The 12,649-nt window shown below is 75.4% G+C and carries 12 protein-coding genes; 2 read left to right on the forward strand and 10 right to left on the reverse strand.

Going from position 1 to position 12,649, the window contains the following annotated elements; all coding sequences use genetic code 11:
* Positions 1–28: 28 nt before the first annotated feature.
* Genes IEZ00_RS19255 through def form a run of 4 tightly spaced genes read right to left on the reverse strand, consistent with a single transcriptional unit; the run spans position 29 to position 3,451 of the window.
* The gene (locus IEZ00_RS19255) at positions 29–556 is read right to left on the reverse strand and encodes a flavoprotein (RefSeq protein WP_189224672.1); all 528 of its coding nucleotides are present in this window, start codon (positions 554–556) and stop codon (positions 29–31) included.
* Positions 553–1,983, reverse strand: coding sequence for an RsmB/NOP family class I SAM-dependent RNA methyltransferase (locus tag IEZ00_RS19260; RefSeq protein ID WP_189224673.1), 1,431 nt, complete (start codon positions 1,981–1,983; stop codon positions 553–555). The genes IEZ00_RS19255 and IEZ00_RS19260 overlap by 4 nt, the downstream gene beginning before the upstream one ends.
* Positions 1,980–2,903 carry a methionyl-tRNA formyltransferase gene (gene fmt / locus IEZ00_RS19265; protein ID WP_189224674.1) on the reverse strand — a complete coding sequence of 308 codons (924 nt, stop codon included), beginning with the start codon at positions 2,901–2,903 and terminating at the stop codon, positions 1,980–1,982. The genes IEZ00_RS19260 and fmt overlap by 4 nt, the downstream gene beginning before the upstream one ends.
* A 2-nt stretch (positions 2,904–2,905) precedes the next feature.
* Positions 2,906–3,451 (reverse strand): peptide deformylase, encoded by a 546-nt coding sequence (gene def, locus IEZ00_RS19270; RefSeq protein WP_189224675.1) that lies wholly within the window; start codon positions 3,449–3,451, stop codon positions 2,906–2,908.
* A 91-nt stretch (positions 3,452–3,542) separates the two neighbouring features.
* On the opposite strand from def, the gene IEZ00_RS19275 reads away from it, so the two are divergent.
* On the forward strand, positions 3,543–4,124 hold the full coding sequence (locus IEZ00_RS19275) for an RNA polymerase sigma factor (protein WP_189224676.1): 582 nt from the start codon (positions 3,543–3,545) through the stop codon (positions 4,122–4,124).
* Positions 4,121–5,287, forward strand: coding sequence for a hypothetical protein (locus IEZ00_RS19280; protein WP_189224677.1), 1,167 nt, complete (start codon positions 4,121–4,123; stop codon positions 5,285–5,287). Before IEZ00_RS19275 ends, IEZ00_RS19280 begins: the two co-directional genes overlap by 4 nt.
* Positions 5,288–5,347: 60 nt before the next feature.
* On the opposite strand, the gene ggt is transcribed toward IEZ00_RS19280, so the two are convergent.
* From ggt to rpoZ, 6 genes are all read right to left on the reverse strand, one after another.
* Positions 5,348–7,120, reverse strand: coding sequence for a gamma-glutamyltransferase (gene ggt / locus IEZ00_RS19285; RefSeq protein ID WP_189224678.1), 1,773 nt, complete (start codon positions 7,118–7,120; stop codon positions 5,348–5,350).
* A 53-nt stretch (positions 7,121–7,173) separates the two neighbouring features.
* Positions 7,174–9,168, reverse strand: a complete 1,995-nt coding sequence (locus IEZ00_RS19290) for a primosomal protein N' (protein ID WP_189224679.1) — start codon at positions 9,166–9,168, stop codon at positions 7,174–7,176.
* A 32-nt stretch (positions 9,169–9,200) separates the two neighbouring features.
* The gene (locus tag IEZ00_RS19295; protein WP_229795933.1) at positions 9,201–9,335 is read right to left on the reverse strand and encodes a DUF3072 domain-containing protein; all 135 of its coding nucleotides are present in this window, start codon (positions 9,333–9,335) and stop codon (positions 9,201–9,203) included.
* A 498-nt stretch (positions 9,336–9,833) separates the two neighbouring features.
* The gene (gene metK, locus IEZ00_RS19300) at positions 9,834–11,036 is read right to left on the reverse strand and encodes a methionine adenosyltransferase (protein ID WP_229795893.1); all 1,203 of its coding nucleotides are present in this window, start codon (positions 11,034–11,036) and stop codon (positions 9,834–9,836) included.
* 58 nt (positions 11,037–11,094) lie between these two features.
* Complete coding sequence (gene coaBC, locus IEZ00_RS19305) at positions 11,095–12,333, reverse strand: bifunctional phosphopantothenoylcysteine decarboxylase/phosphopantothenate--cysteine ligase CoaBC (protein WP_189224682.1); 1,239 nt, start codon at positions 12,331–12,333, stop codon at positions 11,095–11,097.
* Positions 12,330–12,608, reverse strand: coding sequence for a DNA-directed RNA polymerase subunit omega (gene rpoZ / locus IEZ00_RS19310; RefSeq protein WP_189224683.1), 279 nt, complete (start codon positions 12,606–12,608; stop codon positions 12,330–12,332). The genes coaBC and rpoZ overlap by 4 nt, the downstream gene beginning before the upstream one ends.
* Between the last annotated feature and the right edge of the window lie 41 nt (positions 12,609–12,649).

Consider the following 12,649-nt stretch of genomic DNA (forward strand, 5'->3'; position numbering starts at 1 on the left):
GCGCGGTTCCCCGGCCCTTTTCCGCCGCTCACCGATGCCCCGCGGGCTGGTCGGTGACCCGGTCCACTTCCTCCAGCACCGCCGCCGGTCCGCCGGACAGCAGCACCCGCGCGCCGCACCGGCGCAGGGTCGCCAGGTGGCCGTCGAACGCGGGGTGCGCGCGCTGGTCCTCGTTGCCCTGGACCAGCGCCACCAGCGGCGCGCGGCGGCCCAGCGCCTCGCCCAGCGCGGTCAGCGCCTGGTTGTCGGCGATGCCCAGGGCCAGCTTGGCGGTGGAGTTCACCGTGGCGGGCGCGAAGGCGAACACGTCCGGCACCGGGTGCGGCTTGGGCTCGGCGGGCAGCCGCGAGGTCCACCGCACCGGCAGGTCGGTCAGCGCGGCCAGCGGCGCCAGCTCGCCCGCCGCCTCCAGCCACCGCGCGGCGGTCGGGGTGAGCGTGACCGCCAGCCGCCAGCCGCGCCGGGCCAGCGGCTCGGCCAGCCCGGCGCGCAACCACGACTCCACCCCGCCCGCGGCCGAGGCGACCAGCCCCAGCACCGGCCCGCCCGCGGTCACGCGGGCCTGCGCAGCAGCGCGCAGAACATCGCGTCCGTGCCGTGCTCGTGCGGCCACAGCTGCACCTGCGGCCCCTGGCCCAGGTTCGGCACGCCGGGGAAGAACTGCCTGGTGTCCAGCCGCTCCGCGCCGGTGCGGCGGGCCACGTCCGCGACCACGCCGACGGTCTCGGCCAGGTGCGGCGAGCAGACCACGTAGGCCACCACGCCGCCGGGCCGCACCAGCCGCAGCGCCGAGGTCAGCAGCTCGCGCTGCAACCGGGCCAGCGGTGCCACGTCCGCGGGCTGCCGCCGCCAGCGCGCCTCGGGCCTGCGCCGCAGCGCGCCCAGGCCGGTGCACGGGGCGTCCACCAGAACCCGGTCGAACCCGCCCTCGGGCAGGTCCGGGTCGCGGCCGTCCCCCACGTGCACGGTGACCGGCAGGTCGCCCACGGCCTTGCGGACCAGCTCCGCGCGGTGCGGGGCCTTCTCCACCGCGTCCACGGTCGCACCGGACAGGTGCGCCAGCGCGCCCAGCAGCACGGCCTTGCCGCCGGGCCCGGCGCACAGGTCCAGCCACCGCTCGTCGGGGCCCTCCAGCGGGGCGCGGGTCAGCGCCAGCGCGCACAGCTGGCTGCCCTCGTCCTGCACCGCCGCCAGCCGCTCGCGCACCGGCTCCAGGTCGCCGGGGTCGCCCGCGCCCGGCTCCAGGTGCACCCCGTAGGGCGAGTACGGCGCGACCTCGCCGCCGGTCATCGCGGCCAGCTCGTCGGCGCTGACCTCACCCGGCCGCGCGGCCAGGTGCACGGCGGGCCGGGCGTCGTCGGCGGCCAGCGCCGCCCGCAGCGGCTCGCCCCGGCTGCCCAGCGCCTCGGCGAAGGCCTGCGCGACCCACCTCGGGTGCGCGCTGGCCATGGCCAGGTAGCCGATCGGATCGGCGTCCTCGTCCGGCGCCAGCTCCTCCACCCAGCCCGCCTCGTCCTGCTCGGTCACCCGGCGCAGCACGGCGTTGGCGAACCCGGCCGCGCCCGAGCCCAGCTCGGCGCGCACCAGGTCGACCGTGGAGGCCACCGCGGCGTGCGGCGGGATGCGGGTGCGCAGCAGCTGGTAGGCGCCCAGCCGCAGGGCGTCCAGCACCGAGCCGTCCACCTCCGACAGCGGCCGGTCCGAGCACGCGCCCAGCACCGCGTCCAGCAGCCCCTGGGCGCGGGAGGTGCCGTAGGCCAGCTCGGTGGCCAGCGCGGCGTCGCGGCCGGTGATCCGGCGCTCCCGCAGCAGCCCCGGCAGCACCAGGTTGGCGTAGGCGTCGCGCTGGCGGACCGCGCGCAGGGTGTCCAGCGCGGCCAGCCGCGCCGGGTCCTCCACCGGCGGGCGCGACGGGCCGACGCGCCTGCGCGGCGGGTGCGGCCCGCGCGGCCGTGACGGTCGGGACGGTCGCTGCGCGCTCATGAGATCCGCTCCCCCGGCTCGATCCGGACGCCGCGCGCCCAGTCGGTGGCCGCCATCCGCTTCTTGCCCTGCGCCTGCACCTCGCCCAGCGCCACCGGGTCGGTCGCCGTGCCGACCAGCACGCGCTTGCGCTCCACCCGGATCTCCCCCGGCGGCAGCGGGTCGCCCGCCACCGGGGTGACCGGGCCCAGCTTGAGCCGCTCACCGCGGAACCGCGCCCACGCCCCCGGCTCCGGGGTCACCGCCCGCGCCACGCGGTCCAGCGCGCCCGCCGGGGTGGTGAAGTCCAGCCGGGCGTCCTCCACGGTCACCTTGGGCGCGTAGCTGACGCCCTCCTCCGGCTGCGGCACCGGCCGCAGCGAACCGTCCTCGACGCCGTCCACGGTGGACAGCATCAGCTTCGCACCGGACTCGGCCAGCCGCGCCAGCAGCTCGCCGGAGGTGTCGCGCTCGCGCACCCGCTCGGTCACCACGCCGAACACCGGGCCCGCGTCCAGCTCCTTGACGATGCGGAACGTGGTCGCGCCGGTGATGTCGTCGCCGTGCCGCACGGCCGCCTGCACCGGGGCCGCGCCGCGCCACGCGGGCAGCACGGAGAAGTGCAGGTTGACCCAGCCGTGGCGGGGGATCGCCAGCGCGGACTCGGGCAGCAGCGCGCCGTAGGCGACCACCGGGCACAGGTCCGGGGCCAGCTCGGCCAGCCGCGCCAGGAACTCCGGGTCGCCCGCCTTGGCCGGGGTCAGCACCTCGACGCCGTGCTCGTCGGCCAGCGCCGCCACCGGGGACCGCTCGACCCGCCGCCCGCGCCCGGCCGGGGCGTCCGGGCGGGTGACCACGGCCACCACCTCGTGGCGCGAGTCCAGCAGCGCGCGCAGCGAGGGCAGCGCCACCTCGGGCGTGCCCGCGAAGACCAGCCTCATGGTCAGGCCCCTCCGAACAGCGGGTGGGGGCTCTGCTTGATGGTGGGCACGCCGCCGTCGAACCAGGACTGCTGCCGGATCTCGCGCATCGCCGCCTTGCGGGTGGCCTCGTCCAGCCGGTCGACGAACAGCACGCCGTCGAGGTGGTCGGTCTCGTGCTGGATGCAGCGGGCCAGCAGGTCGGTGCCCTCCACCTCGACCGGCTCGCCGTGCATGTTCCAGCCCCTGGCCACCACCTGGCGGTGCCTGCGGCAGTCCCAGGACAGGCCGGGGATGGACAGGCAGCCCTCGGGGCCGTCCTGGAACTCGTCGCCGACCACGTCGAAGGTCGGGTTGACCAGGTGGCCCGCGAAGCCGTCGCAGTGGTAGGTGAACACCCGCAGCCCGACGCCCACCTGCGGCGCCGCGAGCCCAGCCCCACCGGCGTCGCTCATGGTGTCCCACAGGTCCCTGACCAGCTTGCGCAGCTCCGCGTCGAAGTCGGTGACCTCGACGGCGGGGGTCCGCAGCACCGGGTCGCCGAAGAAGCGGATGGGTTGGACGGTCACGCACTCTCCTCGCACTGGGGCAGGGGACCAGTCTAGGAGAGCGCGGCACCCTGGCGTGCAACGCCGGGGTGCGCTGTGGCTACCTACCGGCATGACCGTTGCGACGACAAGCTGGCAGGGGGAGCCGCCGTTGGCAGCCACCGACGCCCAGCTGTGGGCGCGCGGGGACAAGGCGTCCTTCGCGGCACTGTTCGACCGACACGCCGAGGCGGTGTGGAACCACGCCTACCGGCTCACCGCGTCGTGGTCCCAGGCCGAGGACCTGACCTCGGCGGTGTTCCTGGCCGCCTGGCGCAGGCGTGCCGAGGTGGCGCTGGTGCACGACAGCGCCCTGCCGTGGCTGTACGCGGTGGCGGGCAACATGGCGCGCACCGAGTTCCGCAGGTTGGGACGGTTCCGACGGGCGCTGCACCGGGTTCCGGACGAAGGACTGGAACCCGACCACGCCGAGCGGGTGGTGGCGTCGGTGGACGACGACCGCGCGCTCAAGCGGGTACTGGCCGTGGTGCGCGGACTGCCCAGGGCCGAGCGTGAGGCGGTGGAGCTGTGCCTGCTGGGCGAGCTGTCCACCGCGGAGGCCGCCGCCGTGCTGGGCGTGGCCGAATCCAGCATCCGCTCCCGCATCTCACGGGCACGCGCTCGGCTGCGGGCCGAATTGGAGGAGACGAAGTGATCGAGCAGCTGCCCCCGCGCAAGCCGTTGCCGCCTGCGGTGCGGGAACGGATGCGGAGGAAGATCATGGCCGGGCACGGCGGCGCACGCACGCCGATGGCCGCCGCGGTGGCGGTGACGGTGCTGGTGGCGGGTGGGGCGATCCTCGCGCAGTCCACCCAGGGCGCCGACACCGCGGCGCTGGCGCCGCCGAGCACCACCTCCAGCGCGCCGCGCGGCCCGCTGGAGCCAGACCTGCGGGCGGTCCCGGCCTCAGCCGAGGACTTGCGGCTGTGCGAGTTCACCCACGCGCGGTTCACCGTGCCGATGCCCGGCCGTCGGCTCGTGTGGGCCGACGAGGGCTTCTGCGAGCTGACCTACACCACCGTGGCCAAGTCAAAGACCAGTGGCGCGCTCTCCGGTCAGGAGGGCATGGCGGTCCAGTGGCGATCCCCCACCGGGGTGGTCGTCGGCCAGGCGCCGAAGGGCACCGCCCAGGCGGAGGCCACCGTGACGTGGTGGCGGGAGCGGGTCTCGGTCCTGCTGCACCAGGGGCGGTTCGTGCTCGCCCCCGGTCCGCAGCACATCGACCTGACCTTCACCTCCGAGGACCTGCGCCGCACGACCGAGCGGATCGACGCGGCCACCACCCCCGGTGACTCGACCGTGCGGGAGGTGTTCCCCCGACCCGACCCGACCGAGCAGGACAAGATGGTCGCGCGCTGCCTGGACCACGCGATGCGGCAGAACCTGCCGGGGGCCGAGCGCCCCGAGGCGTGGCGGGCCGGGGCGCTGGCGAGCGCAGCCCCCGGCACCGGGTTGCTGGTGCTGCGCGACGGGATCGGCGAGACGCTCTACTGCCAGTTGGCCAACGGCATGCCCGAGACGGTCAACCTCGCCACGCGCGGCGCGTCCAGGGGCGTGGTGCTCATGCTCGACTCGGCCCACGGCGGCCCGTCCGCGCTCGACGCCTACGTCGGCGGCCGGGTCGACGACCGGGTGGCGTCGATGGTGGTCACTTACCGGGACAAGCAGGGGGCTGTGTCGGTGGTGGATGGCACGTTCGCGGTGCACTTCGCCGAGGGCACCAGTGGCCCCGGCTACGAGCTCGACGTCACCAAGCTGCACGTGCGGGCTTTGGACGCGGCGGGCGCGGTGCTGCACGACGGCCCGCTGATGCCTTAGCGGGCCGTCGTGAGCGGGCCTTGTGCCCGAGCGTTGAACTCGCGGGGTCGGCTCGCGGGGTCAGCGGGGGATGACGGCGCGGGCCGCACCGCCGCCGCGGCGGGTGGGTTCGGCGACCGCGCGCCAGCGGCCGTCGGGCAGCCGCTCGACGGCCGTGGCCGCGCCGATCTCCGCGGTGGAGGTGAACCGGTGCCCCAGCGCCTCCAGCCGGGCCGCCTCCGGGGTGGCCAGGAACGCCGCCTCGGCCTGCGTCGTGGCGGCGTTGCGCTGCGACGCCCTCGGCGCGGCCACCGCGTCGAGCAGCGAGCGGCCCCGGTCCAAGCGCTCGGTCAGCACCTGGAGCACCGTGGTGATGATGCTGGCCCCGCCAGGCGAGCCGAGCGCGAGGACCGGCTCGCCGTGCCGGAGCACGATCGTCGGGCTCATCGAGGAGCGCGGGCGCTTGCCGGGGCCGGGCAGGTTGGGGTCGGGCACGCCGGGGGTGACCGGGGTGAAGGAGAAGTCGGTCAGCTCGTTGTTGAGCAGGAACCCGCGACCGGGCACCACGATCCCGCTGCCGCCCTCCTGCTCGATGGTCAGCGTGTACGCCACCACGTTGCCCCAGCGGTCGGCCACGGTGAGGTGCGTGGTGTCGGTGCCCTCGTACGGCGTCGGCGCCTGCTGCCCGGCGGTGCCGCACGCGGCGGGCCTGCGCGGGTCGCCGGGCGCGACGGTGCCGGTCATCGCCCTGGTCGGCGAGATCAGGCAGGCGCGGCTGTCGGCGAAGCGCTGGGACAGCAGCTCCCGCGCAGGCACGTCGGTGAACGCCGGGTCGCCGACCCACCGGTTGCGGTCGGCGAAGGACAGCCTGCTGGCCTCCAGGAAGCGGTGCAGGTACTGCTCGGGCGACTCCGCGGACAGCCGCGTGGTCTCCAGGATGTTCAGCGCCTCGCCCACCGTGGTGCCGCCGGAGGACGGCGGGGCCATGCCGTAGACGTCCAGGTCGCGGTAGCGGGTCCGGGTGGGCTCGCGCAGCGGCACGTCGTAGCGGGCCAGGTCGGCGGCGGTCAGGTCGCCCGGCCGGACGACGCGGGTGGCGCCGGGGACCAGCGGCGGCTGCCGCACGGTCCGCACCAGGTCGCGGCCGATGTCCCCCCGGTAGAGCGCGGACACGCCGCGCTCCCGCAGCTCGCGGTAGGTGTCGGCCAGGTCGGGGTTGCGGAAGGTGCTGCCGACCGCTGGCGGCGCTCCACCGGGCAGGTACAGCTGCCTGGTGGAGGTGAAGTCGGCGAACCGCGCGGCGTTGTCGCCGACCTGCCGGTGGAAGGTCGCGTCGACGGTGAACCCCCGCCGGGCCAGCTGCTCGGCGGGCCGCAGCGCCTGGTCCAGCGACAGCGTCCCCCACTGGCGCAGCGCCCGCTGCCACGTCATCGGCGTGCCGGGGACGCCGACGGACAGCCCGCTGGTCACCGCCTCGGCGAACGGGATGGCCTTCCCGTCCTCCACGAACAGGTCCTCGTCGGCGCCGGCGGGCGCGGTCTCCCTGCCGTCCAGCGTGGACACCCGGCGGGTGCGGGCGTCGTAGTGGACGAAGAAGCCGCCACCGCCCACGCCCGCGGAGAACGGGTCGGTGACGCCCAGAGCCGCTGCCACGGCCACCGCCGCGTCGACGGCGTTGCCGCCGCGCCGCAGCACGTCGACCCCGATTTGGGAGGCGTCGGGGTCGATGCTGGAGACCACCCCGCCGAACCCGACCGCCTCGGGCACGCGCGGCGCGGCGGTGGAGGCGTGGGCGGTGCCGGTGGGACTGAGCAGGGCGGCGACGAGGACGAGGATCGCGGTCGACCGGAGCATCATCCCCTTCTACCCCACCCCGGTCGGAAAGAGAACCACTCCTGACCGAACGGTCAGAGGACTTCGAGCGGGTCGAGCTTGACCCGCACCACATCGGGCTCCTTGCGCGCGCTGCGCACGGCCAGCACCTCCGCCAGCACCGACGCCAGCGCACGGCCCCGCTCCCTGGGCACCCGCACCAGCGCCCGCTCGCGGTCCTCGCCCAGCGGCACCGGCCCCAGCACCTCGCCCGACTCCGGCAGCCGCAGCTCGTCCAGCAGCCCGGCGACCGCGTCGGGCGAGCCGTCCACCGTCGCCATCCGCACCGCGGGCGGGAACCCCAGCTCGCCGCGCGCGGCCAGCTCCTGCCTGGCGTGCCACACCGGGTCCCACCGCACCAGCGCCTGCACCGGGGCCAGCGAGGACTCGGCCACGACCACCACGCGCCCGCCCTCGGAACCGGGCCGGACCAGCGCGGCGGCGGTCATCCAGCGGCGCAGCGCCTCCTCCGCGGCACGCAGGTCGGCCCGGCCGAGCAGCGCCCACCCGTCCAGCAGCAGCGCCGCGCCGTAACCGCCCTCGGCCACCGGCTCCGCCCCCGGTGTGCACACCACCAGCGCGGCCCCACCGGGCACCGAGGCCAGCACCTCGTCCGCGCCGGAGGTGCGCACCGGCACCCCGCTGAACGCCCGGCCCAGCTCCTCGGCGGTGCGCCGGGCCCCGATGACCTGGCCGCGCAGCCGCCGCGAACCGCACGCCGGGCAGCGGAACGCCGCCTCGGTGGCCCCGCACCAGCGGCAGTAGGCGGGCCGGGGCACGCCGTCGTCCGAACCACCCGGCAGGGCCAGCGGCCCGGCGCAGCGGCGGCACCGGGCGGGCGCCCGGCACGCGCCGCAGGCCAGCGCGGGCACGTAGCCCCGGCGCGGCACCTGGATCAGCACCGGGGCATCCGCCGCCAGCGCCGCCCGCGCCGCCTCGAAGGCGATCGACGGCAGCCGGGCCGACCGTGCGGCCGGGTCCTTGACCTCCTGCCAGTCGCTGTCGCCCACCGCCGCCACGCGCGGAGCCGCCGCCCGCAGCACCTCCCGCGCCGCCACGATCTCGTGCGCCCACCCGCTGTCCACCAGCAGCTGCGCCTCGGCGGTCCGGGCGAACCCGCCGACCAGCAGCGCCGCCCCGCTCAGGTGGGCGCGCTGGACCAGCACGTCACGCACGTTGGGGTAGGGCATCCGGGGCTCGGCGTGCAGGTCGTCGCCGTCGTCCCACACCGCCACCAGGCCCAGGTCGTGCACCGGCGCGAAGGACGCGCCACGGGTGCCCAGCACCACCCGCACCGACCCGCGCCGCACGGCCAGCCACCGCCGGTACCGCTCGGCGGGCCCCAGGTCGGCCGACAGCGCGACCACCGCGTCCGGGCCGACCAGCGCCGCGCAGGCGGCGTGCAGCCGGGCCACGTCGCGGTGGTCGGGGACGACCACCAGCGCGCCCCGGCCGGTGCTGGCCACCGTCGCGACGACCTCGGCCAGCCGCGCGGGCCAGTCCTCGGCGGGCAGCGCCTGCCACACCGCCCGCGCGGGCCGCCCGGCCTTGAGCGCGTCCAGGAAGTTCGCGCCGAACGGGTAGCGGGTCCAGCCCGTCCGCTCCGGGGCGGCCGGAGGCGGCGCGGGCTCGGGGGACGGCTGCGCCTCGACCCGCGCGTGGCGCGGTGGGACGGCCATGCGCAGCACGTCCACCAGCGCCCCGGCGTACCGGTCGGCGACCACGCGGGCCAGCTCGGCGACCTCCGGCGCGAGCACCGGCTCCGGGGAGATCACCCGGTCCAGGAAGGTCAGCTTGCGCCCGTAGTCGCTGGACTCGACCCGCTCCAGCAGGTACCCGTCGACCAGCTGCCCGGCGAAGCGCACCCGCACCCGGCAGCCGGGCACCGCCGCCTCGTCCTGCTCGGTGGAGACCTGGTAGTCGAACGGCCGGTCCAGGTGCGGCAGCGGCACGTCCACGCACACCCGCGCGACAGGCAGCGTCGCGGCGGGAACCCGCTCCCCGCGCCTGGTCGTCGTCTTGGCCGCCACGTGCTGAGGTGTACCAGAGACCCCCGACAGCGCTACTGCCCCCGGCCGGTCTTCTGCTGCAACTGGTCGATCAGCCGGGACGCCTCGCCCTTGGTCAGCTCCTCGGGCACCTGCTCGCCCGCCTCCTGCGCCAAGGTGTGCAGGTAGGACTCCTGCGGTCCGGTCATCGGCTCGTCCCCGGTGGTCCAGTCGTCCGGGTCCTTCTCCGGTGTGCGGTTCACGCGCGTCTCCCTTCAACTCGAACGCGCGTTCGAGTACCCACCCGCCCCCACCCCCAACCCCCCACCCCCGCGTTCGCACCACCCGCGAGTCGAACGTCCAGGTACCGCGAGTCGAACCCTCAGGACCCCTGAGTTCGTCGTTCGGGTTGAGTTATCCAGCAAAGGTGCGCTCGCCGCGCGGCAGGTCGCCAAGGACGGCGCTCGCGGGCACCCCGCTGCGCGCGCCCCTGGTGCGTCGGCAAGTACTACCCGGCGGGTGTGGGAGGGCCGGTAAGTACTGCCCGAGGGGCGCGGAAGCGCGGTCCGTGGGCGCAGAAGCGCGGCTTGGGGTGCGCGAATGTTGAATTCAGGGTGTCTGAGCGTTCGACTCGCGGGGGGCGACACGCCCAACACGCCCGCAACCGGGTGACACCGGTGACGGGCGTGTGGAGACGTGTGGCGGGGTTAGGCGCCCGCGGCGGCGCGGAGGGCGTCGGCGCGGTCGGTGTTCTCCCAGGGCAGGGCGATGTCGGTGCGGCCGAAGTGGCCGTAGGCCGCGGTCGGGGCGTAGATCGGGCGCAGCAGGCCCAGATCGCGGATGATCGCGGCGGGCCGGAGGTCGAACACCTCGGTGATGGCCTGCTGGATCTTGCTCGGGTCGACCGTCTCGGTGCCGAAGGTCTCCACGAACAGGCCCACCGGCGCGGCCTTGCCGATGGCGTAGGCCACCTGGACCTCGATGCGCGAGGCCAGGCCCGCCGCCACGGCGTTCTTGGCCACCCAGCGCATGGCGTACGCCGCCGAGCGGTCCACCTTCGACGGGTCCTTGCCGGAGAACGCGCCACCGCCGTGCCGCGCCATGCCGCCGTAGGTGTCGACGATGATCTTGCGGCCGGTCAGGCCCGCGTCGCCCATGGGGCCGCCGATGACGAACCGGCCGGTCGGGTTGACCAGCAGTCGCACGTCGGAGGTGTCCAGGCCCAGGTCGGCGATCTCCGGGGCCACCACGTGCTCGCGCACGTCCACCCCGAGCAGCCGCTCCAGGTCCACGCCGTCGGCGTGCTGGGTCGACACCACCACGGTGTCCAGCCGCACCGGCTGGTCGCCCGCGTACTCGATGGTCACCTGCGTCTTGCCGTCCGGGCGCAGGTAGGGCACGGTGCCGTCCTTGCGCACCGCGGCCAGCCGCCGCGACAGCCGGTGCGCCAGCGCGATCGGCAGCGGCATCAGCTCGGGCGTGTCGGTGCACGCGTAGCCGAACATCAGGCCCTGGTCGCCCGCGCCCTGCTTGTCGATCTCGTCCTCGGCGTCGCCGACCCGCTGCTCGTAGGCGGTGTCCACGCCCTGGGCGATGTCCGGCGACTGCGAGCCGATGGCCACGTTCACGCCGCACGAGTGCCCGTCGAAGCCCTTGGCCGAGGAGTCGTAGCCGATCTCCAGGATCTTGTCCCGCACGATCGAGGGGATGTCGGCGTAGGCCTCGGTGGTGACCTCGCCCGCCACGTGCACCTGGCCGGTGGTGACCAGCGTCTCCACCGCCACCCGCGACCGGGGGTCCTTGGCCAGCAGCGCGTCCAGGATCGAGTCGCTGATCGCGTCGCAGATCTTGTCCGGGTGCCCCTCGGTCACCGACTCACTGGTGAACAGCCTGCTGCTGTGCTGGCTCACGGCACTCCCTCGACTCATCGACCTGGGCTGGGAGACCCAGCTTACGGCGCGCGATACCTCAGAAATTACTAGTACGGACGACTGCGTCCCACAATGCGGACGCCAGGTGGGCCTTCGACCCGTGCGGGATGGGCGTTTCCGAACCCCCGGCCGACAGCAGCCAGCCCGCGTTGTCCTCCACCTCGAACGCGCGGCCGTCGCCGACGGCGTTGACCACCAGCCAGTCGCAGCCCTTGCGCTTGAGCTTGGCCCGCCCGTGCTCCAGCACGCCCGCCTCGGCGTCGCCGGTCTCCGCGGCGAAACCCACCACCACCTGGCCGGGGCGCCGCGCGGCGACCAGCTCGGCCAGGATGTCGGGGTTGCGGGTCAGCGCGACCGGGTCGGGATCGCGGTCGCTCTTCTTGATCTTGTGCTCGGCCGGTGCCACCGGCCGGAAGTCCGCCACCGCGGCGGCCATCACCACCACGTCGGCCTCGGCGGCCGCCGCGTGCATGGCCTCGCGCAACTGCTCCGCGGTGCCCACGCGCACCAGGTCGACGCCCGCGGGCGTGCCCAGGTCGGCGGTGTGCGCGGCGACCAGCGTCACCCGCGCGCCGCGCTGGGCGGCCACCCGCGCCAGCGCGAAGCCCTGCCTGCCCGACGAGCGGTTGCCCAGGTAGCGCACCGGGTCCAGCGGTTCGCGGGTGCCGCCCGCCGACACCGCGACGCGCACGCCCTCCAGGTCGCGCGGCAGCGCGTCGGCGCGCTCCAGCAGCAACCGGGACAGCTCCACGATCTCGGCCGGGTCGGGCAGCCTGCCCTTGCCGGTGTCCTTGCCGGTCAGCCTGCCGCTGGCGGGCTCGGCCACGACCACGCCGCGGGAGCGCAGCAGCGCCACGTTGTCACGGGTGGCCGGGTGCTCCCACATCTCGGTGTGCATCGCGGGCACCAGCAGTACCGGGCAGCGCGCGGTCAGCAGGGTGTTGGTCAGCAGGTCGTCGGCCAGCCCGTGGGCGGCCTTGGCCAGCAGGTTCGCCGTGGCCGGGGCCACCACCACCAGGTCCGCGCCCTGCCCGAGCTTGACGTGGGGCACCTCGGGCACGTCGGTGAACACGCCGGTGCGCACCGGCTGCCCGGACAGCGCCTCGAACGTGGCCGCGCCGACGAACTCCAGCGCGCCCGCCGTCGGCACCACGCGCACGTCGTGACCCGACTCGGTGAGCCTGCGCAGCACCTCGCAGGCCTTGTACGCGGCGATGCCCCCACCCACCCCGAGGATCACGCGGGGTCGCGCGGGGGCATCCGGGGTCTCGGTCACTCGCCCTCGGTGTGCTCGAGCAGACCCGCGTGGATCTCCCGCAGCGCGATCGACAGCGGCTTCTCGCGCGGGCCCGGCTCGACCAGCGGGCCGACGTACTCCAGCAGCCCCTCGCCGAGCTGGGCGTAGTAGTCGTTGATCTGGCGCGCCCGCTTGGCCGCGTAGATCACCAGCGCGTACTTCGAGCTGACCTGCTCCAGGAGGTCGTCGATCGGCGGGTTGGTGATGCCCTCCGGGGAACCCGCCAGCGGGCCCAGCTCGGTGTGCGTGGTCACTCGTCAACGCTCCTGCGGTTGGTGTGTCGGCTGGGGTCGTC

Source organism: Saccharothrix coeruleofusca (assembly GCF_014648515.1).
Taxonomy (GTDB): Bacteria; Actinomycetota; Actinomycetes; order Mycobacteriales; family Pseudonocardiaceae; genus Actinosynnema; species Actinosynnema coeruleofuscum.

Excerpts from the sequence above, each read along its gene's own strand:
- IEZ00_RS19295 (WP_229795933.1), bottom strand. The coding sequence starts at position 9,335 with ATGACCGGACCGCAGGAGTCCTACCTGCACACCTTGGCGCAGGAGGCG.
- ggt (WP_189224678.1), bottom strand. The coding sequence starts at position 7,120 with ATGCTCCGGTCGACCGCGATCCTCGTCCTCGTCGCCGCCCTGCTCAGT.
- IEZ00_RS19260 (WP_189224673.1), bottom strand. The coding sequence starts at position 1,983 with ATGAGCGCGCAGCGACCGTCCCGACCGTCACGGCCGCGCGGGCCGCAC.
- fmt (WP_189224674.1), bottom strand. The coding sequence starts at position 2,903 with ATGAGGCTGGTCTTCGCGGGCACGCCCGAGGTGGCGCTGCCCTCGCTG.
- IEZ00_RS19275 (WP_189224676.1), top strand. The coding sequence starts at position 3,543 with ATGACCGTTGCGACGACAAGCTGGCAGGGGGAGCCGCCGTTGGCAGCC.